Below are 23918 nucleotides of genomic sequence, written 5' to 3' on the forward strand. Positions count from 1 at the left end.
TGGAAGCCGTCCCATGATGAAACGCTCATCGACCACATTGATCTTACTGACCTTGCTCACGACGTCTGGCTGTTCACTGTTGCCTCAGCAACCTGATGTCAGCACCGGGGCACCGGCAACCCTCTACGACAACGTAATGATAGACACCAGGAACCGCCAGCCGGTTTCCCTCGAAGCTGCCGCCAGTGCCCTGGCAAAAACCGACGTTGTCATCATCGGCGAGTATCACGGGCACCAGGCCTCGCACCTTCTTCAAACGCGCCTGCTGCAGGAGTTGCACAATCTCAATCCGTCCCGGATTCTGACCATGGAACAGTTCAATCTGGACCATCAGCCCGCACTGGATGATTACCTCTTCGGCACGATTGGCGAAACCGAACTGCTGGAAGACGCCGAAGCCTGGGACAACTATCGTGGGTCCTACCGGCCACTCGTAGAATACGCGCGGCAGCATAATCTGCCGGTCATTGCCGCCAACGCTCCGGCGGATGTCGTTCGTTGTGTTGGCAGAGCCGGCCCCGATTATCTCAACACCCTGCCAGAGGAACAGCGTCGGCAGCTGCCCGACAAGCCATTTCTGGACACTCCGGCCTACCGGGAGAAGTTCGTTGATGCCATTACCGGCAGCCATGGTACCGCCGACCCTGCCATGATCGAGCGCATGAGCAACACCTACAAGGCCCAGTTGCTGCGAGACAACACCATGGCCATGCGCATTCTGCAGGCCCGTGAACGTAACCCCGGGCACCAGGTGGTGCATCTGACCGGCACGTTTCACAGCGAGGAACGGCTCGGTACCGTGGCACTTCTGCAGCAGCGCGCACCGGAGCTTTCAATCGTCGTACTGAGCCCGGTATTCTGGCCGGCGGATGAAGCCAAACCGCCACTGGCGGATCACCTGAACAAGGGCGATTATCTGTATCTGATTCAGCCCCTGCCCAGGGAGTTCCGTGATCAGGAGCGCCAGCGACAAGCCATGCAGCAACGTTTCAGCGGGCGGGCAGACATCCGCTGCAGCAGCGAATCCGAACCCGTTAACGAACAAGGGATTGAACCATGAAAGTCATCGTTGCCATCATCCTTGGCCTCAGCGTGATTATCTCTGCCTCACTGTTGCGAGACGGCCTGACCGGGCTGAAAACCGGAGACCGGTACGTGACCGTCAAAGGCGTGGCCGAACGGGAAGTCAATGCGGACCTCGCGCTCTGGCCGATCCGGTTTGTAGCCACTGGCAACACCCTGGAGCAGGCACAACAAAAAGCCCGCAGCAGTCGCGAAGCAATCATGGCATTCCTGAAACTTCAGGCCATAGAGGACAGCGCCGTGGAGTTACAGCGGCTCGACGTGATGGATACCCGTGCCAACCCTTACCAGGGCGAAGGCGAGCAAAAGTTCATCATTAACCAGACCCTGATGGTGCGCAGCACACAGATCGAACGCATCCGCCAGGCTGCCCAGAACGTCAGTGAGCTGGTCGATTCCGGCGTGCTGCTGTCGTCCGACTACGGCCCCGGCGGTCCTACCTACCTGTTCAGCGGCCTGAATGACATCAAGCCAGACATGATTGCCGAAGCCACCGAAGCGGCCCGGGAAGCCGCCCAGCAGTTTGCCCGGGACGCCAATGCCAGCCTCGGCGGCCTGCGCCGGGCCAATCAGGGCGTATTCCAGATTCTGGCTCGAGATCAGGCGCCCGGGGTGTCCGAGCAACAACAACCGGTCAAAACCGTACGGGTGGTTTCCACCTTCGATTACTACCTGGACTAGCCCTTCACTGGGTTTGCACCATTTCGTCAGTCACCTGATAGTCCCCCGCCAGCCAGCGCATGACTTCGCTGGCGGCAGGATGATCAAATGCATCGTAGGTGTGCATCAGCGCCTGCTTCCGCTCGTCACTGATGCGCCCTAACCCGGTGTCCTGCAGGGTCAGCAGGTCTTTTTGCAGTTGATTGGCCAGCTCCACCCCCAGTAGCTCTCGCGCCGCTTGATGGAACGCCTTGCCGTACTGGTAACCTGGCCCCAGACGGTAGGATTCCACCAGGGTTAAAGCTGGAATGGCGGTCAGCACCGGCTGCAGAGCCGGATTGATGGCATGGCCGGCCAGGTGCGCAGCGTTCGCGGCCGGGCGGCCGGTGAAGGCTCGCAAATGCAGGTGTCGGGACATTCTGTCGCCGTCATTCACCGGATAGTTATCCCAAAGCACCGGTTTGCGCCCCAGAAGATCACCCACCCGCTTCAGATGCCCGGGTGATATTTCCCGGGAACAGACTTCCTCACCGGTCCAGAATATCCGGACGTCCTTGTCCAACTCGGCACCCAGTGTTTCAAGATAGTCTGCCGGGCGCTCACCAAATACCCGGTCCAACACCGGGTCGTCCGAGTAATAGGTGGGGCACACACTGAACGTGCTGGCACCACTATGAGCCCTGACCCATCGCACAATCTCGGCCTGAGTGCTGGCCAGTGACTCATTGTCCGGACGCATATCATCAAACAGGATGGCCAGTTCCTGCACGCCTATCCGGTCGAGCGCCTTCAGCTTTCTGGCCAACGCGTCACGGGCCGGATCATCGAACTGGTTAAAGATTTCGAAGGGACTCAACCCCACGCCAAACCGCACGCCTTCCCGCTTACACAACCTGGCAAATTCCGTCAGTTCGCCTGCCTCTGTGGCCGGGTGCGGCTCCTGCCATCGTTTGCGCAAGTAGGGGTCTGCCTTGGGTGCATACAGATAAAAGCCATAGCTGTGGCCGGCCAGGGTCGTCAGCAAACGACGCCTCTCAGCCCAACTCCACATAGGCCCGTAGAATCCCTCGATTACTCCCAGCTCAACGGTCATAGCTTGCTCACTCCCGGTCCGTGGTTTCCTGACATCATATACCCAAGTCAGCGCCGGGTCAGGGCGACCGACCATGAACAGACCGTCAGCCTCCGGCCACCGAATCGTATATCCGGTGTACCGACAACACGGCTATGATAGGCACTCGCACTGGCCGGAACCGATGTCCCACATGCATGACGCCCAAAGCCGACTGACATCCCTCGATGCGCTTCGTGGCATAGCCGCACTGGGGGTTGTTCTGTTTCACTACCTGCCCTACTACCAGCAATTGTACGGGCACACGTTCAGCAGTCCGACGTTTCTGGAGTTCGGCCGCTACGGCGTTCATCTGTTTTTTATCCTCAGCGGTTTCGTCATTTTCATGACTCTGGAACGCACCCGGACCGCCGGCTGGTTTGCCCTGGCCCGGGCGTTCCGGCTGCTGCCGGCATTGTGGGCCTCCATCGCGCTGACCTATTTTTCCGTGCACTGGCTGGGCCCGGACGATCGCGCCGTAGAGCCCGCCTCTGCCTTTCTCAACATGACACTGCTGCACGAATACCTGGGCCACCCTCATGTTGATGGTGCCTACTGGAGCCTGGTCATAGAGGCAACTTTCTACGTCTGGATTGCTGTGCTGTTTTACGGGCTCGGCAGCTGGCAGCGGTTGCGCCCGGCGCTCTGGGGCTGGGTGCTCATCAGCTACATCGGTGTTTTGTGGTGGAAGGCCTTACCGGACACCCTGGAGTTTCTGGTCAAAGATCTGCTGTTCGTGCGTTATGCACCGCTGTTTATCAGCGGCATGCTGATTTTCCGCTGGTATCAGCACGGCCGGCTACCCATGGCAGACCTCATCTTGCTGGCATTCACTGTCGGGCACTGCATGATCGCCTACAAGGCGCCTTACCATCTGTTTGTACTGGGCTGTTACGGGGCATTCATCCTGGCTGCTGCCGGCTATCTCAACATGCTGGCACGCCCGGGACTGCTCTGGCTGGGCAGCATTTCCTACACCTTGTACCTACTGCATCAGAACATCGGCTACGGCCTGATCAGCCTGTCTTATCAAGCCGGTTTGCCCGGTCCCCTGGGCGTTGCCCTGGCCCTTGCCGCCGTGCTTGCCCTGGCCTCGGTGGTGCACTATGGCGTCGAGAAACCGGCCCTGAACGCTTTTCGACGGTGGCGAACACTCCGCGCCAGGCCACAGGCACAACTCGCTACTCAGGGGGCTGGGACTCCAGAATGATTTCGACCCGACGGTTGCGCGAACGCCCCTGTTCGGTGTCGTTCCGGAACAACGGACGGGCATCGGCATAACCGGTCGCCTGCAGGCGCTCGCGGGCAATACCCGCAGATTCAAACAACCGCACCACACTGCCCGCCCTGGCTGACGACAACTCCCAGTTGGAGGGGAAACGGTCAGTGCGAATCGGCAGGCTGTCTGTGTGGCCAGCTACGGTAATCCGGTAATCCGAACTGGCCAGCAGCGGCACCAGATTTTCCAGTTGCCGGATGCCTTCCCGGGACAACACCGCCTCACCCGAACCGTACAGAATGTCGTTGCTGATCCGGAAACGAACGCCGCCCTGGTGTGATATCACGGTAATGTCATCACTCAGCCCGGCGTCCTGCAACGCCGCGCGGGCGCGTTCGGTGAAGGCGTCATCATCCATCGCCGGCGAAGACTGCTCATCACCGCCGCCTGCCAACGGGGCGGCATCAACTGCCGCCACGGTGGTTTCATCCGGTGTAGCCGCAGCCCCCCCGGACAAGGCCAGCATCACCACAAACATCACCAGCAAGAGCGTAATGACATCCAGGTAGGTCACCAACCAGCTGTCTTCTTCCGTGCTGTGGGTAAGAGGAATCTGCAGATAATCTGCCCGCCGGGCGACACCGGACGACCCACGATCCAGCTCAGACATCCGGTGCCCCCTGAGGCCGATCCGCCTTCGCTCTCGCAGCCGGAGTAGCCGGGCGAACATCCCGGATTTCATCTTCATAGCTGGCGACAAAGGACTTCAGGGTTTCCCGCATCAGCGAGGGACTGCGCTTTTTGCACATCATGGAGATCCCCTGCATCACCATCCGCATCAGAATGATACGTTGCTCGGTACGCCGCTCCAGTTTTACGGCCACCGGCTTGAACATCAGGTTGGCCAGCAGGATGCCGTAAAACGTCGTCATCAGGGCGATCGAGAGTTGTTGGCCAATCACAGCCATATCGCCATCACCCAACAGAAACATCATGTTAATCAGGCCAACCAGAGTGCCAATCATACCGAAGGCCGGGGCAAAACTGGCCATCACCCGGAACAACTGAGCTTCGGCATGCTCCCGGGCGCGCAGCCTGGCCACACGCCATTCCATAAAATCCATGATGTCTTCTTCCGGGTTCAGCTCAATAACCAACTGGACGCCAGAGCGCAAAAAGGGGTTGCGCACATGCTCGAGCTCCCGCTCTACTGCCGGTAGTTTGCCATCAATCCATAACCGGGATATCCGAACCAGTTCATCGATATCCTGTTGGGTGTACAGCTTTTCATTGCGGACAACCGTGCCCAGAAGCGTGAACACCCGGAGTACTTCCCTGAGCGGAAACGAAATGAACGTGGCCGCCAGGGTGCCACCAATCACGATTGCCAGCCCGGGCAGATTAATAAATCGTGTCGGGTCCTCCGCTGACCAAAAAAGTACGCTGGCCAGTACCGCCAGTACCGCCAGGCCCGCGACCATTCCGATAAGGGTAGACGGATTCATTCACTTCTCCGAAACACTGAATAGCTGGCAGCCTGAACACTGACTGAGGTCAGGTACTCCGGCTCGCGGTAACTGGACAATGTTGACTAGACTGAGACAACATCCGATAACTCTAATCTGCATTCTGACGGGAGCACAACAATATGGAAATCAAAACCTTTGCCGACCTGATTGACTGGACCCGACAACTGCACGCCCATCTCGCCCGCTGCCTGCACGAATCGGCAGACAAGCACCAAAACGAGCGTACGAGTGCTCTGCTGGACTATATCAGCCGCCATGAAACGCTGCTGGAGCAAGCTGTTACCGAATACGAAAAGCAGGCAGACCCGAAAGCCATGCACACCCGGCTGTACGATTACGGGGTGCACAAACCGATCGAGAAGAACCGGACCTGCACCATGGATTATTCGGAGATGGCATTCGATGACATCGCCCGTGAAATCTTTGACTTCCACGATCAGGTGATGGAACTCTACGATGCACTGATCGGCAAAGCCGAGATTCCCGAAGCAAAGAGCCTGCTGGAAGACCTGAAGTCACTGGAGGAGCACGAGGCCATGCGGCTCGCCAGCCAGATTGGGAGAATGAACGATCTTTGAAGTCGGTTCGTATTAACCCAAGGCCTTAGACATATGTCGTAATTTTCCGGTTTTTTCCGTTTGCGAGGCCGCCTAAAGTGCAATTCTGAACTAAACTGGCTAACCAATCCGGCGACTGCAGTCAGTAGCCGACCCCGAGCCCGAAAGACAATTACAACAAAACCAGAGGTTAGAAGAGCAATGAAAATCCGTTCTGTTCTATCCGCGGCTGTACTGGCAGTGGCAACCACGTTTGCCGCCACTCAGGCGCTCGCCCAAGACAAATTCACCCTCAAGCTGGCCGAAACCTGGGGCCCGAACTTCCCGATCTTTGGTGACACCACCAAGCGTTTCGCCGAAACCGTCGAGAAGATGTCTGATGGCCGTTTGACCATCCGCATCGACTCTGCCAACAAGCACAAAGCGCCACTGGGCGTATTTGACATGGTCAAAGCCGGCCAGTACGACATGGGCCACTCAGCGTCCTATTACTGGAAAGGCAAGGTGCCGGAAACCCTGTTCTTCACCAGCATGCCCTTTGGCATGAACGCCATGGAACAGTATGCCTGGTTCTACCACGGCGGCGGTATGGAACTGATGCAGGAAGTGTATGAGCCCCATAACATGCTGTCGTTTCCTGGCGGCAACACCGGCGTTCAGATGGGCGGCTGGTTCCGCAAGGAAATCAAATCCCTGGATGACCTGAAAGGCCTGAAAATGCGCATCCCCGGCTTTGCCGGTGAGGTCTTTGCCGAAGTGGGCGTAAACCCAACCAACATTGCCCCGGGTGAGCTCTACACCGCCCTCGAACGTAACACTATTGATGCCGTTGAGTGGGTAGGCCCGGCACTGGATCTGCGCCTTGGCTTCCAGCAGATTGCAGACTACTACTACACAGGCTGGCACGAGCCGGCGACCGAACTGCAGTTCCTGGTGAACAAGCGTGTCTGGGAAAAGCTGCCGGCGGACCTTCAGGAAATCATGCGAGTGGCGATGCGCACCGCGTCCTATGACATGCTGGTTCACTCACAGCACGAAAATGCGGAAGCCTGGGCAAACATCAAGAAAGATTACCCCAACGTGCAGATCAAACAGTTCCCGGAAGATATCTTCCAGGCCATGTACGACGCCAACAAAAAACTGTTGAAAGAAACGGCTGACAACAGCCCGATGGCCAAGAAAATCATCGACTCTCAACTGAGCTACCAGGAACAGAGCCGCGCATACACCGACATCTCGGAGCGTGCGTACCTCAACACCATGACGGAAGTCGAGTAAACTACCGGTCATGTAGAAGCCGAGCCGGGATCGCTCTTGCCAGTGATCCCGGCTTTTTCGTTCCAACGGTTCAGAAAACATCCGCTAGGCGGAGGAAGAGGTTTAATGCGCTGGATTATCAGACTGGATGAGGGCCTGGCCTGGCTCTCCAAACTCTGCGGCTGGATTGCCTGCGTGGCCATGATCCTGATGGCTGCCAACGTATTTTACGATGTGGTAACCCGCTACGCGTTCAACGATGTGTCCATCGGCATGCAGGAAATGGAATGGCACCTGTACTCAGTCGTCTTCCTGCTGGGCATCCCCTATGCCTTGCGCACGGACGGGCATGTTCGGGTAGACGTGTTCTACACCAACTGGAGCCAGAACCGCAAAGCCTGGATCAACCTGCTGGGTGCCATCCTGTTTGTGATCCCCTTTGCTTACCTGATCGGAGTTTACGGCTACAGCTTTGCCGTTGATGCCTACGAGATGGGTGAAGGCAGTGGCGACCCCGGTGGCCTGCCCCACCGCTGGATCATCAAATCGGTGATTCCGGTCAGCGCCTTCTTCATCGGCACCGCCGGGCTGAACATGGCGACCTACGCCATCCGCGTGATGGCCGGTGACAAAGAATACGAAAGCGAACACAGCGCAGGAGGCCTGGCATGATCGGCATGATTATGTTCCTGGTGGCCTTGGTGATGCTGATGCTCGGCTTCCCGGTGGCCTTCACCTTCGGTGGCGTGGCGCTGTTCTTCGGCATCTTTGCGGAAGGTATGGACCTGTTCGCTTTCATGCCCTACCGGGTCATGAGCGTGATGCAAAATACCGTTCTGATGGCGGTACCCCTGTTCATCTTTATGGGCGTGGTGTTGCAGCGCACCAAACTGGCGGAGCAATTACTCACCTCAATGGGCCGGCTGTTTGGCGGCCTGCCCGGCGGCCTGGCCATATCCACTATTCTGGTCGGGGCATTGCTGGCGGCGTCTACCGGTGTGGTCGGTGCCAGTGTGGTGGCCATGGGCCTGATCTCCCTGCCCGTGATGCTGGCGCACGATTACGACAAACGCCTGGCAACCGGCACCATCTGCGCTTCCGGCACCCTGGGGCAGATTGTGCCACCCTCCATCATCCTGATCATTCTGGGTGATGTTCTGGGCTTGCCGGTCGGCGACCTGTTCAAGGCCGCCGTTGGGCCAGGCATGGTTCTGATTGGCCTGTACATTGTCTACATTCTGATTCTGACCCGGCTGAAGCCACAAACAGCTCCGGCCATGCCACCAGACGACAGCATCAGCCGCAGCAAGGAAATCCGCAACGCACTGCTCGCCATCATTCCTCCGCTGGCACTGATTGTTGTGGTGCTGGGCTCGATCTTTACCGGCATTGCCACCCCCACGGAGTCCTCCGCACTGGGTGGTGTTGGCGCCGTGGTTCTGGCCATTATCTACGGCCAGTTCAGCTTCAAGATGGTCTGGGATGCCTCCAAAGATACCGTTAAGGTTACCGCCATGGTGTTCGCGATCCTGATCGGTGCCACCGCCTTCTCCATGGTATTCAGCTACACCGGCGGCGACTACCTGCTGGAAGAGTGGCTGTTGATGCTGCCGGGCGAGCAGTGGGGCTTTATTATTCTGGCCATGCTGGTGATTCTGATTCTGGGCTTCTTCATAGACTTCGTGGAGATTTCGTTCATCATCGTGCCTATTCTGGCTCCGGTTGCAGAAGCCCTCGGCATCAACATGCTCTGGTTTGCCATCCTGATCGCGATGAATCTGCAGACCAGCTTCCTGACGCCGCCCTTCGGGTTCTCGCTCTTTTATCTCAAAGGGGTTGCTCCGCCAGGGGTTAAAACAACCGATATCTACAAGGGTATTGTGCCGTTCATCCTGATCCAGATCCTGGTACTGGCGATGATCATCGTGTTCCCGGAATGGTTCGGAATGAGCGCGACCTACTGACATCAAAGCACCAACAGCGGGTCCGGGCACAAGCCCGGCCCCGCCCCTCCCCGCCTTTCTTCCTCCCAAACCTGACAAAATCCGATCATTTCCTATACTGAATCAACAATGCGACTCTCAGTTTGGCTTTCGGGACCGCCTGGAAAACAGAACACATAGGGAGAGCCTACCGTGGCACAGAGTACCGTCCGCAGAACCCATCACCCGGAACAAGCCACCAAGTCAAATGTGTTAAGTCTGCCTCTGGAGCGAAGCCAGGCCGACCGGGACCCTCATAGCTATGAGCGCTGGCTGATCGGAAAACTCATGCGTATGGCGGGCGCGCCCCCGGTGCGGTTCCGCCTGTGGAATGGCGACTGCATCGAACCGGAACAGCAAACGCCCCGGTTCACGCTGACCCTGGCAGACCCCAAAGCTCTTTATTCGCTGGTCGCCAACCCCAATCTCGCCTTCGGCGACCTGTACAGTGCAGGCAGACTGGAGCTGGAAGGAGACCTGACCGACTTCATGGAAGCGCTTTACCGGGCCGTTCACAGCGCCCGGCAAAAATGGCCGAAATGGCTGAACGCGCTCTGGAAAAACCACAACCCTCGGGCCACAGGCATCTCCGAAGCCAAAGAGAACATTCACCACCATTACGACCTGGGCAATGCGTTCTATCAGCTCTGGCTGGACAGTGCCGAAATGCAGTACACCTGTGCCTACTATGAGGATGCAACCAAAACCCTGGAACAGGCTCAACTGGCCAAACTTGAGCATGTATGCCGTAAGCTCCGCCTGAAGCCGGGCATGACCGTGGTTGAAGCAGGCTGTGGCTGGGGCGGCCTGGCCCGCTATATGGCCCGCAATTACGGGGTCACCGTGCATTCCTATAATATCTCCCGGGAGCAGCTCGAATACGCCCGGGCTGAGGCTGAAAAGCAGGGCCTTGGCCAACTGATCACCTATGTGGAAGACGACTACCGCAACATCAAGGGCCAGTATGACGCGTTTGTCTCGATCGGCATGCTGGAGCACGTTGGCAAAGAAAACTATCCGGCGCTTTCGGAACTGATCAAACGAAGCCTGAAACCCGGGGGCATCGCCCTTCTGCACAGCATCGGCCGCAACCGCCCAATGCTGATGAACGCCTGGATCGAAAAACGCATCTTTCCCGGGGCCTACCCACCCAGCATCGGGGAGTTTATGGAAATCTGCGAGCACGGTGATTTTTCCGTGCTGGACGTGGAAAACCTTCGACTGCATTACGCCCAGACCCTGAGCCACTGGATGGACAATTTCACCGCCAACCAAAACCAGATCACCCAAATGTACGATGAACACTTCACCCGAGCCTGGAAGCTCTATCTGGCAGGCTCAACAGCCGCCTTCAGGGCCGGCTCACTACAACTGTTTCAGGTGGTGTTCACCCACGGTGATAACAACCAGCTGCCCCAGAGCCGCCAGGATCTTTACACCTTTCCCGCAACTCCGGAGGGCGTGTAATGGACTATTACGATGCCATCATCGTCGGGGCCGGTCCTGCAGGCTCTACCCTTGCACGGGCACTGGAGAGTTCCGGCAAGCACATACTGGTTATCGACAAGGCGGAGTTTCCCAGGGACAAAACCTGTGCAGGCTGGGTCACACCGGCGGTAATGGACAGCCTGGGCATTGATGCCAGCGAATATAGCCACGGCAGAACCCTTCAGCCCATCCGCCGTTTCCGTATTGGCATGATGGGCCAGAGTCCCGTGGAGAATGACCACGGCGGCGTGGTCAGTTACGGCATCCGCCGCTGCGAGTTCGACAGTTACCTGCTTGACCGGGTGAGCGCTCCCAAACAACTGGGTACCCCGGTCAAATCCATCGTTCGTCAAGACGGCAACTGGGCCATCAACGAGCAATGGCAAGCCCCGCTACTCATTGGCGCCGGGGGGCATTTTTGCCCGGTCGCCAGACTGTTGGGCAGCGGGCCCGGAAAGCACGAGACGGTGGTCGCCGCCAAAGAAGTCGAATTCGAGATGTCGGTGGAGCAGGCCCGTGCCTGTGAGGCCCGGGGCGACACCCCGGAACTTTGGTTCTGCCGGGATTTGAAAGGCTATGCCTGGATCTTCCGCAAGGGCCGCTTTCTGAATATCGGTCTGGGGCGGGAAGACAACCACCGGCTGAACGACCACCTGGAAGCCTTCGTGGATGACATGAAGCAGTCAGGCCGAATTCCCGCTGACCTGCCCGGGCGCTTCAAGGGCCACGCTTACCTGCTCTATGCCCACGCCAATCGCCCACTGGTGGATGACGGCGTCATGCTGATCGGCGATGCGGCCGGGCTGGCCTATACCCAGAGCGGTGAAGGCATAAGGCCAGCCATTGAATCCGCCCTGATGGCCGCAAACGTCATTCTCGACGCACCAGACTTCTCTGCTGTGTCACTGCAACGCTATGGCGAACAGATTGCCGCCAGGTTCGGGAATCGTGCGTCCGACCAGGAGCAAGGTTTTGAGGTACCGGAGTGGCTGAAGCAACCCATCGCCAGCACGCTAATGCGCTCGCACTGGTTTACCCGCAAGGTGGTAACGGAGAAATGGTTCCTGCACCAGCAGGTGCCGCCGCTGGATGTGGCTGTGTAGAACGTACAAAGGCCGGGCGATGAGGCCCGGCCTTTGTGTTTCCGTACACCAACCGTGGGTGTGACCGTGGTTGGTGCTTGGGAGGTGTTGCTTAGAACTTCACGCGCATACCGGCCAGAAAGCCCATGTCGGCGTCTTCGGTACCCTGCTCTTCATCGCTTTGTGCGATTTCAGCGAATACGCTAACGTTTTTAGCGGCCGGGAACTTGTAGGTTACGTTGGCGTACCACTCGGTGATGTCATCCGCGTTATCTTCTTCTTTGTTACCCATGCCGACAGCCACATCTGTCGTGCTGGCAACTGCGAAAACGGCGGCTACGTTGTACTGTGTCGTTTCAACACTGTCTTCGTCAGTTGAGCTGTAGTCGGCTGCGAGATTCATGAAACCAAAGTCATAAGACGCACTCAGGCCCCAGGTATCAAGGGATTCCGCAGTACCATAGGCTCTGGCCTGCTGATAGGCGGCTGCCAGCTCCAGACCAGCCACTTCAGTCGCAACAAACAGGTCGTAATACTCACCATCAATACCTGATGAAGCACCGTCGGTGGTCTTCATTTCGTGAGAAGCGGCGATGTAAACATTGTCCAGCTCGATGTCGATGCGGATGGTGTCATCGCCATCGGTGCCGGTGTCGTCAAAGCGGTCTTCATCGATGGTCTCAACTTCGATCGCTTCCTCGATGCCGAACTCGTCGGAGGCGAAGTTCTGCTTACCGAAGGAGAAAGAGGCAACACCGTACTTCAAACCTACAAAGGCCTCTTCCAGATTGCTGCCGTTTTCATCCTTTTCAGCCGCATCTTTGAAGCCGAAGTCCAGACGACCGAAGGCGGTCATGTCATTGCCAATGATCGTAAGCAACGTAGTTTTTCAGTTCCAGATCGTCATATTCAACGTCGGCCCGCTCATCAAAGCCCGTTGCCTGACGAAACTGAACCTGGAAATCACCATTCAGCTTATAGGTGAAACCGTCTTTCTCATACACAGTCGCTGCATTCACAGAACCCGCAGCCATAGAAGACACATCAACAGCCAGAAGAAGCTTCTTCATTTTTCAACTCCACTTTCAGTTTGGTTTGATGATTATTGGTTGCTGGAATCAACCCAGCTGTTCCACTCTTTTCGAGTCTTTTCGTCAGCTTTCAGATACCAGTAGCGCAGCATCCTGCTGACCATTTCCTGATCCGGATCGGTTTGCGAATCCAGCAGCAACCCTTCCTGGTTGGTTAACGGAGCCAGGCCTGCAGAGGCTGCCGGAGCAGTCATTGCGGCTTCAGCACCGGAACGGTTATAGGCCGCCAGCTCACGGGCATAGTCCCGTACCAGCTGAAAACCTTCTTTCTCAAGCACATCGGTGGTGAACGCCACGGCGCGGTTCTGACCGTCTGTCAGCTGCCCTGCTGATTGAAACGATCCATCTCGATCCGGGAATCCATGGCCGGCGCGCTCAGGGTCAGTTCGGTATCAGCAGCGTCAAACCGCACAACAAAGGCATCACTGGTTTCCAGCACCTCTTCCCGGCCAATTTCGGTGGAGCATTCCACCACCAGCTGACGGGTGCCGTTTGCCAGTATCAGAGCCTGCCCGGACGACGCGGTCTGCTCAGTGCCCTGTACAGCCTTCACACCTACGCAAGGCCCAAGAGTCAGCTGCACCTCGGCCAGAACTGGCAACGGCATCAGGGCAATCATCAAACCGGCAATGTGTGTAAATCTCGTCACGCGCTGAATCCAATGAGTGGTTACTGGCAAATTCTGCGAGCAGGCTAACCACTGAATGTTAAGAACAGGTTTCAGTTAATCCCTTCCACGCCAAGGCGTTAAAAAAGCCGGGGCATGCCCGGCACAGGTGTTAACTCAACTGAGACGACACTATGGAGGGGGCTTATGACGGGACTATTACAGATAGTTATAAAAGCGCTTTTTTGAGACTCAAGTGTATTTCGAACTCACGAGACTCTGGCCATAACGAACAAAACCGCACCCGAAGGCGCGGTTTTATTCAATACAGCAGGCCGGTTATTTCACCGAAGCACCCACCACATCAATGCCGTAAAGTGTCGTGGTACCGCTCACCTCGTTACCCACGGCCAGAATCGGCTGGCCGTTAGGGCTGTCTTCTGCGGCGATAAAGGCCAGGCCTTCGGGGCCCAGATCGCCGGCCTTGCCGGCTTCCACCGCCGTCTTGTCAGCTGAGAAATCCCGGTTATTCAGATACTGCACAAACTGCGGGTTCTGGGGGTTGGTCACGTTGTACACCATGATGCCACCCACACGCTCAAGGCCGATGAACGCATAGTTCTGACCATGAATTTCACCCACAGTAACCGCTTCCGGTTCCGGCCCTTTGTCATCCGAACGATCGTCGGCGCCATTTTCATCATTGCTGGCGTTGAAACCCTGCGGGATCAGGTTGCCGGTAATGCGCTCAAAGTCGTTGCCGGAATCAAATACCCGCTGCCCCTGCTCGTTCCAGATTGAGAAGGAGCGGGCACCGTAGCTGTAAAGCTCGCTGTATACGCAGTCTTTCTCAACGTCGGTAGCACTGCTGGTCAGATCACATCCATTGCTCACTCCGAGAGTAGAGGTGACTTTCAGGCGGCCAAGGTTGGCTTCGTCCTGCAGTTCCTTGCGCTGTGTGTCATTACCAAATGCATCGCTCAGCTGCAGGTCTTTCACTCGATATTCTTCGCTGAAGCCATCGTAATCCCGAGAGTCCCCTTCGTTAGCCGTGATGTAATAGGTTTTGCCGTTATAGCCGTAACTGGCAATCGAATCCGGGAGGTACATACCTTTCACCGGCCAGTTGCGAAGATTGATGAAGCCGTCCTTGTTGCTGGCGTCAAGCTCGTTGCCCAGCATACGATGGTCTTTGAAACCCAGCGGCAGCACATCAAGGATCCTGGCACTTTCGATATCCAGCACGGCTACCGCGTTATTTTCCTGCAGTGCCACCCAGGCATGAGTGCCATCTTCTGACAAGGCTATGTATTCCGGCTCAAAATCCTGGGCCGCTGAAGCTCCCGGGCCAAATATCCGCACACCGGCTTCCCGCAAAGCCTGTTCACGGCCATTAAATGCCCGAAAATCCGCAGTTCTGACCGTGGCATTTTCAACCCCGGCAGACACATCGATAACGCTGACCGAGCCTTCAGGGTCCGAGCTGTAGTCCCCTTTGGGTTCACCTTCGTTCGCCACCAACACTTTACGGCCGTCCTGGGTAAACGTGAGCATATCCGGCAGAGCGCCAACCGCTACCTCACCGACTTTGCTCAGATCCGAGGTGTGGTAGAACACCACTTTCCCGCTGTCCTGCTTGACGTCTGCTTCTATGGCCACGGCAACAAGCTCGCCATGAACAGCCACACTGTTGGCCGAGGCACCTTCCCGGGTTGCGTCAATCGTACTCACCAACACAGGCTTAGCCGGATTGCGGATATCCAGAACATCAATCGTGGCTGCATTGGCATTGATGACGAATAGACGCTGATGGGTAACATCATGCGCCAGGATTTCAGCCGCGCTTTCATCAAAAACATTCCCGGTGGGCGTGTGGCTTCCAAGCACGCTCAGTTCAATAAGGCCCTTCATCATCGGGCTTTGCTCTGCGGGTACGTGGTCACGGGTCGCGCAGGCACCAAGCCCGAGGGATGAGGCCAGGATGGCAGAAACAAGGAGGGGGTGATGAGGCGTCATGTTTACCTCTGGGTTGTGTCGACTTAATGGATAGGACGACTCAACCTATGGCAAACAGATGACAGAATGGCTTCAGAAAAAAGACAACTTGAAGATGCTCTTGCTACAAAAACGGCGGCTCTAAAAGCCGCCGTTTCGAAGTGTGCACCGCCCGGGATTATTCCCCCAGATAACTACGGTACATCCACACCGTCTTTTCCTGCTGAGAGATGTAATCGCTCATCAGGGCTGAGGTACCCTCGTCGTCCGCATCACCCGCCAGGTGAAGCAGCTCACGCTGTTTGGCGATCAGTTTTCCGAAGCTCTCAACGATATTTTTAACCGCCTCCTTGCCATCAGATACATCCTTTCGCTCCGGAACATCCGACTTTTCAATGTACGTGCTGTAAGCGTGGGCAGGGCGATGGCCCAGAGTCAGAACCCGCTCGGCAACCTCGTCAATTTTCAGCAGCAGATCGTCGTACAGCTCTTCAAACTTGGCGTGCAGCTCAAAGAAGTTCTCACCCTTGATGTTCCAGTGATAACCGCGAACGTTCATGTAGAAGATCTGGTAGTTGGCCAGCAATCCGTTCAGGGAATCTGCAAGCTTCTGCGTTTTGCCTGTATCAAGACCGATAAAATTAGTGCCCATAGTGAACCTCCTGATTCTTTGCGGGTTTAAAACTTACTTCTACTCTAAGCCAGTCTGCTGCCTGGATGAAGTTTAGTTCTTTAATACCAACGATAGCCACCACCCATAGATTCCACCAATACTACATAGCTGGCAACTATCATTCGTCATCAAACAATCTATTTGGAAATAATTATCGTTTGATCTTAAATGAGATCATCAACCCTGGATAAGCGGAGTCGGTCATGAGTGCACTGAAACAGTACATTCACAATCACGGTGCCAAAGGCGACCAGTCGCTCCTGAAGACGATCACCTTTGCGATCACTCACTTCACAGTGGCATTTACTGTGGCCTTCTGGCTGACCGGCGACATCCTGATCGGCAGCTTGATTGCCATGGTAGAGCCGGCGATTAATACCGTGGCTTACTTCTTCCATGAGAAGATATGGGCCCGGCACCAGCAAAATGCAAGCGCCGCGGCCACAAGCTTACGCCAGGAGCCTGCACAGAGCTGCTGACTCAGGTCAATACCGTCAGCGACTGCGCCCGGCCTCACCCCCCCGGGCCGCAATCCATGCAGCCATCCACCGGCTCTGGCCCAGCCTGCAACTTGCGATTCAAGTCTTTCAGCGCGGTCCTGAGTCCTTCTTCAATGACCGGGTGGTAAAATGGCATTTCCAGCATTTCACTGACCGTCATCCGTTTTTGGGCGCACCAAGCCAGAAGATGGGCAATGTGCTCGGCCGCCGGGCCGAACATTTCTGCGCCCATGAACAAATCACTGCCATGCTCACCGTACACCCTCAGCAAACCCTGGTTTTTACCGATTACCCGGCTGCGACCCTGGTTTTCAAAACTCACCTCACCTACCGCAAAGCCGCCCCGGCACTTCTCATCTACCTGATCAATGGTCAGTCCGACAGAGGCAATCTGGGGATCGGAAAACACCACCGCCAACGGCGCTTTACGCAAACCGGCACGCACGTCCGGCCAGGCTCCTGCGTTGTCGCCGGCAATCCGGCCTTCATCTGCAGCCTCGTGCAGTAACGGGCGGTGGTTGTTCACGTCGCCGGCAATAAAGATGTGACTGTCGCCGCAGCGCAGGGTGTAGGGGTCAAACTCCGGCAGGCCGCGGTCGTCCAGTTCTATGCCGGCGTTCTGAATATCAAGGTTGTCCACGTTGGGCCGGCGCCCGGTCGCGGCGAGCAGATAGTCAAAGGTTTCCTGATGCTCCTTGCCCTCTTCCACCCAGGTAACCCTGACCCCGTTTTCCAACGGCTCCACCTTTTTGGTGTCGGCTTTTGGGCTGAGGGCAAATTCTTCACTGAAGGTTTTCAGGGCATAGTCACGTATTTTCTCATCCCGAAGGCCACCAATACCGCCACTCACGCCAAACAGGCGCACCCGAACACCCAGCCGACTCAGGGCCTGGCCCAACTCCAGCCCGATCACGCCGGGGCCGAAAACAGCTACCGATTCGGGCAGATCCTGCCAGTCAAAAATATCGTCATTCACTACCAGGCGATCACGAACGTCTTTAAAAAGGCCGGGGATGTTGGGCCTGGAGCCGGTAGCAATCACAATGCGGTCAGCATGCACTTCGGTGTGGTCACCAACAATCAGACGGTGTGCACCCACAAAGCGGGCATGCCCCATTAACCGGTGCTCTTCCGGCAGGGACTCCATGGACGACACCACCGGCTGAACAAACCGGTCCCGCTCACTACGCACCCGCTCCATCACCAGTCGCCCGTCGATTCGAACGTCTGCCGGCAACACACCAAATTCACTGGCGTGCTTCACCGCATGTGCGTGTTCTGCAGCCGCAATCAGAAGTTTGCTTGGCATGCAGCCCACCCGCGCGCAGGTGGTGCCGTATTGTTCGCCTTCAACCAGTAGCACCCGGTCGGTCTTTTTTCGTGCCCGCTGGTAAGCCACCATGCCTGCCGTGCCGGCGCCAACAATGGCCACATCCACTTCACGCTTGTTCATCAGGCCTCCTTGAGAGCCAAAATTGCCCGGTTTTTCGATGACTTAAGTTACGAGTATAGAAAGCTTACGGACTCCTGACAGGTGAAACCGGGAAAAAATCCACCTATGCTTGCAGTCTGGCTGGCCGATCGCTCTGGCCAGGATTCATCAAAACGGAGACAACAGGTGCAAAACTACTGGCTGGAATTTTTCACAGTGGCACTGGTTCACCTGCTGGCAGTGGCCAGCCCGGGGCCGGATTTTGCGGTCATGCTGCGCCAGGCGCTGACCCAATCGCGACGCAATGCACTCTTTACCGCAACGGGGATCGGCCTGGGCATTTTGCTGCACGTAGGTTATTCGTTGCTGGGGATCGGGCTGATTATCCAGCAATCGGTGATGCTGTTTACCGTGCTGAAGGTGATTGGTGCCGTATATCTGTTGTGGGTTGCCTGGCACTGCCTGCGCTCAAAACCGGGCGGTATGCATGTACAGACCAGTGGTGGCAAAGTTCAGACCGGGCCAGCCGCGTTCCGCCTCGGTTTTTTAACCAACGCGCTTAACCCCAAGGCCACACTGTTCTTTGTTTCTTTGTTTTCGGTGGTGATCAACCCCGGCACACCGGTGCTGCTGCAGGCCGGCTATGGCCTGTATATGGCACTGGCAACCGGGCTCTGGTTTGCCATGGTGGCCATCTTCTTCACCCACCCCCGTGTCCGCCGGGGATTTAACCGGTTCGGACACTGGCTGGACAGGTTGATGGGCGGCATTCTGCTGTTGCTGGCCGGGCAGCTGTTGTTGTCTACAGTGAGCGGATCAGAGCCTCTGTCTGCTCCCAGCTCAGGCACGGATCGGTGATGGAGCAGCCGTAGGTCAGGTTGTCGCCGTCATCCTGGCGGCCAAATTCGAGAAAGCTCTCCAGCATCAGGCCCTTGATGTGGGCATTGCCGTTGCGCTTCTGGGCCATCACGTTGCGGGCAATGTCGATCTGGCGTTCTGCCTGCTTGCAGGCGTTGTCGTGACTGCAGTCCACCATCACGGCGGTGGACACCCCGGCTTGCTCCAGTTCTGCCACGGCCTTGGCAATACTCAGTTCGTCGTAATTGGTAACACCCCGGCCGCCGCGCAACACCAGATGGGTGTCCGGGTTACCGGCCGTGTTGATCATCACCGGCGCACCCGCATGGGAAATGCCCATATGATGATGGGGGTGAGACGCAGATTTCATGGCATGGGTCGCCACGGTTACGCCGCCATCTGTGCCGTTCTTGAAGCCGGTAGGCATGGCCAGGCCGCTGACCATTTCCCGGTGAATCTGGGATTCGGTCGTTCGGGCACCAATGGCGGTCCAGCTCACCAGATCGCCCAGGTAGTCCATCATGAACGGGCTCAGGGCTTCGGTGGCCAGTGGCAGGCCCAGCTCTGACAGCGCCAGCAACAGTTTGCGTGAACGCTCAAGACCCTGCTTCAGATCACCCTCGCCGGTGCGGGCCGGATCGTACAACAAGCCTTTCCAGCCGACTGTAGTGCGGGGCTTTTCCAGGTAAGCCCGCATCACGATGATAAAACGATCACTCACCGCATCTGCCAGGGCTTTCAGCCTGGTGCCGTAATCCAGAGCGGCCTGTTCATCATGAATCGAGCAGGGCCCCATCACGATCAATGTACGGTCGTCCTGGCCATGGAGCACGCCGCGGATCTGGTCCCGGTAGCCGGCAATGGCCCGGGTCAGTTGTTCGCCAGCAGGAAACTGCTGGCGTAGCTCGCCAGCAGTGGGCAACTTCGCTTCCTGGCGAGGCTGGCAAGTGGTCGACGATACCGTATCCAGCGTTTCAGACTTCAGTGGCATGTTCATGTCAGTGTTTCCGTTCCCTGTGTCAGAATCAAAAAAGCCCCGGCTGGGCTACCAGTCGGGGCTTTTTGGAGTCCGGTGGCAGCCTGGGTTGCTTGCCGGGCTGCCTTCCTCGTTATGTTCGGTCGATGAAGATCTTACGGGCGGCCCGGGCTCTGGCTAAAATAAAAGCCATAACCAAACCACCAAAAATACACAGCAGAACCTGCGGCCTTCAGTTTCTCACCGAAAGCTTTCAGAACATTCAATTGACAGGCTGTGTGTAGAGTCTTCATGCTTTTTACTATATACCCGCGCTTTTCAGATTGGCAACCCGCAATCCGGTTTATTTTTCGGGCGGGTTTCCGTTATCAGGTTGTGGAGGTTCCCATGCTCAATAAGTCGCAAAGCCCAAAAACTCAGCCCCGGCTTCTGCGGGTGATGTTGTTTATGGTGACTTTCGCGTTTTCTGCAGCGGCGCTGGCGGAACCCGAAACCCGCATCTATCAGCTCAACAACCGGACGGCAGACGATGTTTCACAGCAGATACGCGCCCTTTATCAGGATGCTCCTGTCACGGTAACGGCCAGAGGCCGCCAGCTGGTGGCTAGAGGCGAACCTCTTATACTCGATGAAATAGGCATGCTGATCAGCACGCTGGACGTGCCGCCGATACAGATGCGCATCAGCGTGCGCTACCAGCAAGACATCGGAGGCAAACAATCCGGGGGCGGCGTATCCATCTCCAGAGGGCAGGCCAACGTGCAGGTTGAGCGGCGAACCATCAGCACCAATTCAAATACCGAACGCCAGTTGGTAGTGCAGGATGGCCAGTCTGCTCATATTACTTCGGGCAACGTGCGCAGCCTGCCATTTGCCATTCAGGGGGGCCGTAACCCGGCCCTGATTCTGGAACAAGTTGAAACCCGCAGCGGCTTTGTCGTCAGCCCCCAGGCCATTTCCGACCAGGCCGTCGAACTCAGCATTGTGTCTTTCGAAGAAGACCCGGCCGCCTTGCCCGGTTATGAAACCGAGGCACTGATGACGGTTCGCCGGGTACAGCCCGGGCAATGGGTTTCTCTTGGCGGCACACGCACCCACGAAGTCCACGAGCGAGAGGGCATTACCTACCGGGTGAGCGGTAATCAGGCGGAGAACCAGTCCATTGATGTGAAAGTGGATATCCTGCCCTGATCAGGCGCCGCGTTTGCCGATCAGCAGGTCCCGGGCTTCGTTGAGCTTGGCGGCCAGGTAATCGTTACCACCGCGATCCGGGTGCACCTTCTGCATCAGCTTGCGGTGGGCAGCCACCACCTCTTCACGGGTGCAACCTGGCGTCACCCCCAGAATATCGCAGGCTTCCCGCTCGGTCATGGCGCCGGCAACCGGTGCCCGCTGGTCGCCCGTACCGGTCTGTCCCGAAGACTCCGGCCCGGAGGAATCACCCATGGCTTTGCGGAACATCGGCGCGTAGCGCATCAGCGCCGGCAGTTTTCTCAACAGCGGAATCAGTGCCGCAATGCCGGCGGTGATCACGTGCACCCGGCCAGTCAGCACCATAAACAGCAGCAGGGCACCGCCGGCCACCAGCACCACTTTCCAGATGGCCGCTTTCTGGCCTTCCGGCGATAGCGCACCCCATTTTTTCAGGATGACAAACACGGCGGCCGCCAGGGCCAGGCCGAGAATCAACTGCATGCTTAACTCTCCCCGATTCGGGCTTCAACCTTCGCCTTGAAGGTTTTCAGGGGTTCAAGGTATTTATCGCGGTGCGTCCTTGCCCGACTCACGGGCACAATTGCTGCCACTGCAAAACGGCCAAGGTAAGTGTCCATCGCCACTGAGAATGCCGCAATATCCGGCATATACTCTTCGTAATCTTCTGCCACGCCGGACTGGCGGATTTTTTCAAGGTCTGCCAGCAACTGGCGCTTAACTGCCACGCCTTCGCTACCCGACGGCAAAGTATCCCGCAGAATTTTTTCAACCTTGCTGTCTTCCATGCTGGCCAACAGGGCCTTGCCTACGGCAGTGGTATGGAAAGGCACGTGAATCACCCCCATGGCCGGCACCACCCGCAGCTCACGCTCTGCCACAATGCGCTCGATCACAAGCACCTGGTTGGCTTCCACGCCACAGAACACCAGGGTTTCACCAATCTGGTGGCTGAGTTCTTCCAGCAGGGGACGAGCCACGGAAATCACGTCAATCCGGGTGTGGTAAAGCAGGCGCCCGAGCTCGGGCCCAAGCCGGTAACCGCCTTCGGCCCGCACCATTTCAACAAAGCCTTCAGCTTCCAGCGCACCGATAATGCGCTGAATGGTAGAGCGGGGCAAGGCCACGGCCCGGGCGATTTCCGCCAGGCTCAGGCCGTCGGGATGCTCTCCGAGTTCGCGCATAATCGCCGCCGCCCGGGCAATCACCTGAATGCCACCCTGGCGACGATCTTCGTGCCCTGTGTCTTCTGTTTGCTGCATGGATTCCTGACTCGTGGGTTTTCGATCACCCGGTATTACGAGCGCGCAGACAGGCTATGTCAAGCAAGGTTCCCGCCCCCGGCGCAGTAAAATCCGAAGTTTCCTATGTATCACAATACGGTTACAATCCCGCAATACAATACATTGAACCTATTACCTCCGAGCCAACCACATACGGGGACAACGTTGTGATTTCAAACAAACACCTGCCCGACAGCCGCCTGCTGGCGCTGCTGCTGACCAGTATTTTTGTACTTTCCGGATGCAGCGATCCGGCACCGCAACAACAAAACCAGCGCCCGGCGCCCCAGGTGGGGGTGTATGAAGTGGAAGAACAACCACTGGCCCTGTCTTCCGCCCTGCCTGGCCGCACCCGCGCCTGGCGGACTGCCGAGGTTCGCCCGCAGGTGAATGGCATTATTGAAGAGCGACTGTTCGTTGAAGGCAGCGTAGTGGAAGAAGGCTCCGTGCTGTACCAGATCGATGACGCTCCCTACCGGGCCGCCCTGGCCCGGGCCAATGCCAGCCTGACCAATGCCCGCAACCTGGCCAAGCGCTACGAAAACCTGGTGGGCACCCGTTCCATCAGCCAGCAGCAGTATGACGACGCCCTGGCTGCCCTGCGCAGCGCCGAGGCGGAATACGAAGCCGCCAGCATCAACATGAACTACACCCGGGTGAAAGCCCCGATCACCGGCAAGATCAGCCGTTCGCGAGTCAGCGAAGGCGCTCTGGTGACCAGCGGCCAGCAGCAGGAAATGGCCACCATCACCCAACTGGACCCGATCTACGTGGACATCGTGCAACCGGTCACCCGCCTTCTGGACCTGCAGAGCGCTATCGAAGCCGGGCTGATTGAAGCCGATGAGAACGACGTTGTTGAAGTCTCGCTGGTGCTGGAGAACGGCCAGGACTATCAGCACACCGGTTTGCTGAAGTTCTCCGAAGTGGTGGTCGATGAGGGCACCGGCTCGGTCACCCTGCGGGCTGAATTCCCGAATCCGGATGGCAAGCTGCTGCCCGGTATGTTTGTTCGCGCGCTGGTGGAAGAAGGCACTCGCCCGAACGCCATCCTGGTGCCCCAGCAAGCGGTGTCACGCGATACCCGCGGCGTACCGACCGTCTGGGTGCTGGCCGAGGACAACACCGTAAGCGTCCGCCAGATCGAAACCGAACGCACCGTGGGCAACGCCTGGCTGGTGCAAAAGGGGCTGCAGGCCGGTGAACAGGTGGTGACCGAGGGCGTTCAGCGCCTGGCGCCGGGCATTCCCGTGCAGCCGGCACCGGCAGCCAATGTCGACCTGCAAACCGAATTCGCAACCCAGGCCGAATAAGGAGCTCCGG

The 23918-nt window shown here is 57.4% G+C and carries 24 protein-coding genes and 1 pseudogene; 13 read left to right on the top strand and 12 right to left on the bottom strand.

Features of this window, described 5'->3' with window-relative positions; genetic code table 11:
• Positions 1 to 13 precede the first annotated feature (13 nt).
• Both QPL95_RS11855 and QPL95_RS11860 read left to right on the top strand, forming a co-directional pair.
• The gene (locus QPL95_RS11855; RefSeq protein WP_303291176.1) at positions 14 to 1060 is read left to right on the top strand and encodes a ChaN family lipoprotein; all 1047 of its coding nucleotides are present in this window, start codon (positions 14 to 16) and stop codon (positions 1058 to 1060) included.
• A complete protein-coding gene (locus tag QPL95_RS11860; protein ID WP_303291177.1) occupies positions 1057 to 1764 on the top strand; it encodes an SIMPL domain-containing protein in 708 nt (235 codons plus the stop codon). Before QPL95_RS11855 ends, QPL95_RS11860 begins: the two co-directional genes overlap by 4 nt.
• A 4-nt stretch (positions 1765 to 1768) precedes the next feature.
• Here the strand turns inward: QPL95_RS11860 and QPL95_RS11865 are convergent, their stop codons facing one another.
• Positions 1769 to 2836, bottom strand: a complete 1068-nt coding sequence (locus tag QPL95_RS11865) for a beta-N-acetylglucosaminidase domain-containing protein (protein WP_303291178.1) — start codon at positions 2834 to 2836, stop codon at positions 1769 to 1771.
• A 73-nt stretch (positions 2837 to 2909) separates the two neighbouring features.
• Between QPL95_RS11865 and QPL95_RS11870 the strand changes: the two genes are divergently transcribed.
• The gene (locus QPL95_RS11870; protein WP_303291179.1) at positions 2910 to 4064 is read left to right on the top strand and encodes an acyltransferase; all 1155 of its coding nucleotides are present in this window, start codon (positions 2910 to 2912) and stop codon (positions 4062 to 4064) included.
• Here the strand turns inward: QPL95_RS11870 and QPL95_RS11875 are convergent.
• Positions 4036 to 4743 carry an OmpA family protein gene (locus QPL95_RS11875; protein WP_303291180.1) on the bottom strand — a complete coding sequence of 236 codons (708 nt, stop codon included), beginning with the start codon at positions 4741 to 4743 and terminating at the stop codon, positions 4036 to 4038. The two genes, QPL95_RS11870 and QPL95_RS11875, sit on opposite strands and share 29 nt — an antisense overlap.
• Entirely contained in the window at positions 4736 to 5578 is an 843-nt protein-coding gene (locus QPL95_RS11880; RefSeq protein ID WP_303291181.1) for a motility protein A, read from the bottom strand. Before QPL95_RS11880 ends, QPL95_RS11875 begins: the two co-directional genes overlap by 8 nt.
• Before the next feature lie 143 nt (positions 5579 to 5721).
• Here QPL95_RS11880 and QPL95_RS11885 point away from each other — a divergent pair, with 143 nt between their 5' ends.
• From QPL95_RS11885 to QPL95_RS11910, 6 genes are all read left to right on the top strand, one after another.
• Positions 5722 to 6180, top strand: coding sequence for an ATPase (locus QPL95_RS11885; RefSeq protein ID WP_303291182.1), 459 nt, complete (start codon positions 5722 to 5724; stop codon positions 6178 to 6180).
• 180 nt (positions 6181 to 6360) lie between these two features.
• On the top strand, positions 6361 to 7437 hold the full coding sequence (locus QPL95_RS11890; protein WP_303291183.1) for a TRAP transporter substrate-binding protein: 1077 nt from the start codon (positions 6361 to 6363) through the stop codon (positions 7435 to 7437).
• A gap of 105 nt (positions 7438 to 7542) precedes the next feature.
• Complete coding sequence (locus QPL95_RS11895) at positions 7543 to 8088, top strand: TRAP transporter small permease subunit (protein WP_303291184.1); 546 nt, start codon at positions 7543 to 7545, stop codon at positions 8086 to 8088.
• Complete coding sequence (locus QPL95_RS11900) at positions 8085 to 9380, top strand: TRAP transporter large permease subunit (protein ID WP_303291185.1); 1296 nt, start codon at positions 8085 to 8087, stop codon at positions 9378 to 9380. The genes QPL95_RS11895 and QPL95_RS11900 overlap by 4 nt, the downstream gene beginning before the upstream one ends.
• 171 nt (positions 9381 to 9551) lie before the next feature.
• Positions 9552 to 10865, top strand: a complete 1314-nt coding sequence (locus QPL95_RS11905; protein WP_303291186.1) for a cyclopropane-fatty-acyl-phospholipid synthase family protein — start codon at positions 9552 to 9554, stop codon at positions 10863 to 10865.
• Positions 10865 to 11989, top strand: a complete 1125-nt coding sequence (locus tag QPL95_RS11910) for an NAD(P)/FAD-dependent oxidoreductase (protein WP_303291187.1) — start codon at positions 10865 to 10867, stop codon at positions 11987 to 11989. The genes QPL95_RS11905 and QPL95_RS11910 overlap by 1 nt, the downstream gene beginning before the upstream one ends.
• A 91-nt stretch (positions 11990 to 12080) precedes the next feature.
• Here QPL95_RS11910 and QPL95_RS11915 read toward each other — a convergent pair whose 3' ends face one another.
• From QPL95_RS11915 to QPL95_RS11935, 5 genes and pseudogenes are all read right to left on the bottom strand, one after another.
• Complete coding sequence (locus QPL95_RS11915; protein WP_303291188.1) at positions 12081 to 12848, bottom strand: porin; 768 nt, start codon at positions 12846 to 12848, stop codon at positions 12081 to 12083.
• Positions 12826 to 13038, bottom strand: coding sequence for a hypothetical protein (locus tag QPL95_RS11920; RefSeq protein ID WP_303291189.1), 213 nt, complete (start codon positions 13036 to 13038; stop codon positions 12826 to 12828). The genes QPL95_RS11915 and QPL95_RS11920 overlap by 23 nt, the downstream gene beginning before the upstream one ends.
• Positions 13039 to 13070: 32 nt before the next feature.
• A pseudogene (locus QPL95_RS11925) lies at positions 13071 to 13678 on the bottom strand (DUF2057 family protein).
• Positions 13679 to 14005: 327 nt separating this feature from the next.
• Positions 14006 to 15682, bottom strand: a complete 1677-nt coding sequence (locus tag QPL95_RS11930; protein WP_303291190.1) for a choice-of-anchor I family protein — start codon at positions 15680 to 15682, stop codon at positions 14006 to 14008.
• A 157-nt stretch (positions 15683 to 15839) separates the two neighbouring features.
• Positions 15840 to 16313 carry a Dps family protein gene (locus QPL95_RS11935; protein WP_303291191.1) on the bottom strand — a complete coding sequence of 158 codons (474 nt, stop codon included), beginning with the start codon at positions 16311 to 16313 and terminating at the stop codon, positions 15840 to 15842.
• Between the two features lie 224 nt (positions 16314 to 16537).
• Here QPL95_RS11935 and QPL95_RS11940 point away from each other — a divergent pair, with 224 nt between their 5' ends.
• Entirely contained in the window at positions 16538 to 16813 is a 276-nt protein-coding gene (locus QPL95_RS11940; protein WP_303291192.1) for a DUF2061 domain-containing protein, read from the top strand.
• A 34-nt stretch (positions 16814 to 16847) separates the two neighbouring features.
• Here the strand turns inward: QPL95_RS11940 and QPL95_RS11945 are convergent, their stop codons facing one another.
• A complete protein-coding gene (locus tag QPL95_RS11945; protein ID WP_303291193.1) occupies positions 16848 to 18287 on the bottom strand; it encodes a dihydrolipoyl dehydrogenase in 1440 nt (479 codons plus the stop codon).
• 165 nt (positions 18288 to 18452) lie between these two features.
• Between QPL95_RS11945 and QPL95_RS11950 the strand changes: the two genes are divergently transcribed.
• Positions 18453 to 19124: a LysE family transporter gene (locus tag QPL95_RS11950; protein WP_303291194.1), complete on the top strand. Its 672-nt coding sequence runs from the start codon at positions 18453 to 18455 to the stop codon at positions 19122 to 19124.
• Here the strand turns inward: QPL95_RS11950 and QPL95_RS11955 are convergent.
• On the bottom strand, positions 19069 to 20121 hold the full coding sequence (locus QPL95_RS11955) for a 3-deoxy-7-phosphoheptulonate synthase (protein WP_303291195.1): 1053 nt from the start codon (positions 20119 to 20121) through the stop codon (positions 19069 to 19071). The genes QPL95_RS11950 and QPL95_RS11955 overlap by 56 nt on opposite strands.
• A 366-nt stretch (positions 20122 to 20487) precedes the next feature.
• Here QPL95_RS11955 and QPL95_RS11960 point away from each other — a divergent pair, with 366 nt between their 5' ends.
• Positions 20488 to 21291, top strand: coding sequence for a secretin N-terminal domain-containing protein (locus QPL95_RS11960; RefSeq protein ID WP_368389747.1), 804 nt, complete (start codon positions 20488 to 20490; stop codon positions 21289 to 21291).
• On the opposite strand, the gene QPL95_RS11965 is transcribed toward QPL95_RS11960, so the two are convergent.
• Positions 21292 to 21795 (bottom strand): DnaJ domain-containing protein, encoded by a 504-nt coding sequence (locus tag QPL95_RS11965; RefSeq protein WP_303291196.1) that lies wholly within the window; start codon positions 21793 to 21795, stop codon positions 21292 to 21294.
• A 2-nt stretch (positions 21796 to 21797) separates the two neighbouring features.
• A complete protein-coding gene (locus tag QPL95_RS11970; RefSeq protein ID WP_011786904.1) occupies positions 21798 to 22574 on the bottom strand; it encodes an IclR family transcriptional regulator in 777 nt (258 codons plus the stop codon).
• 191 nt (positions 22575 to 22765) lie between these two features.
• Between QPL95_RS11970 and QPL95_RS11975 the strand changes: the two genes are divergently transcribed.
• A complete protein-coding gene (locus QPL95_RS11975; RefSeq protein WP_303291250.1) occupies positions 22766 to 23908 on the top strand; it encodes an efflux RND transporter periplasmic adaptor subunit in 1143 nt (380 codons plus the stop codon).
• Positions 23909 to 23918 lie beyond the last annotated feature (10 nt).

The sequence above is a fragment of the Marinobacter sp. SS5-14b genome (genome assembly GCF_030541005.1).
Lineage (GTDB): Bacteria > Pseudomonadota > Gammaproteobacteria > Pseudomonadales > Oleiphilaceae > Marinobacter.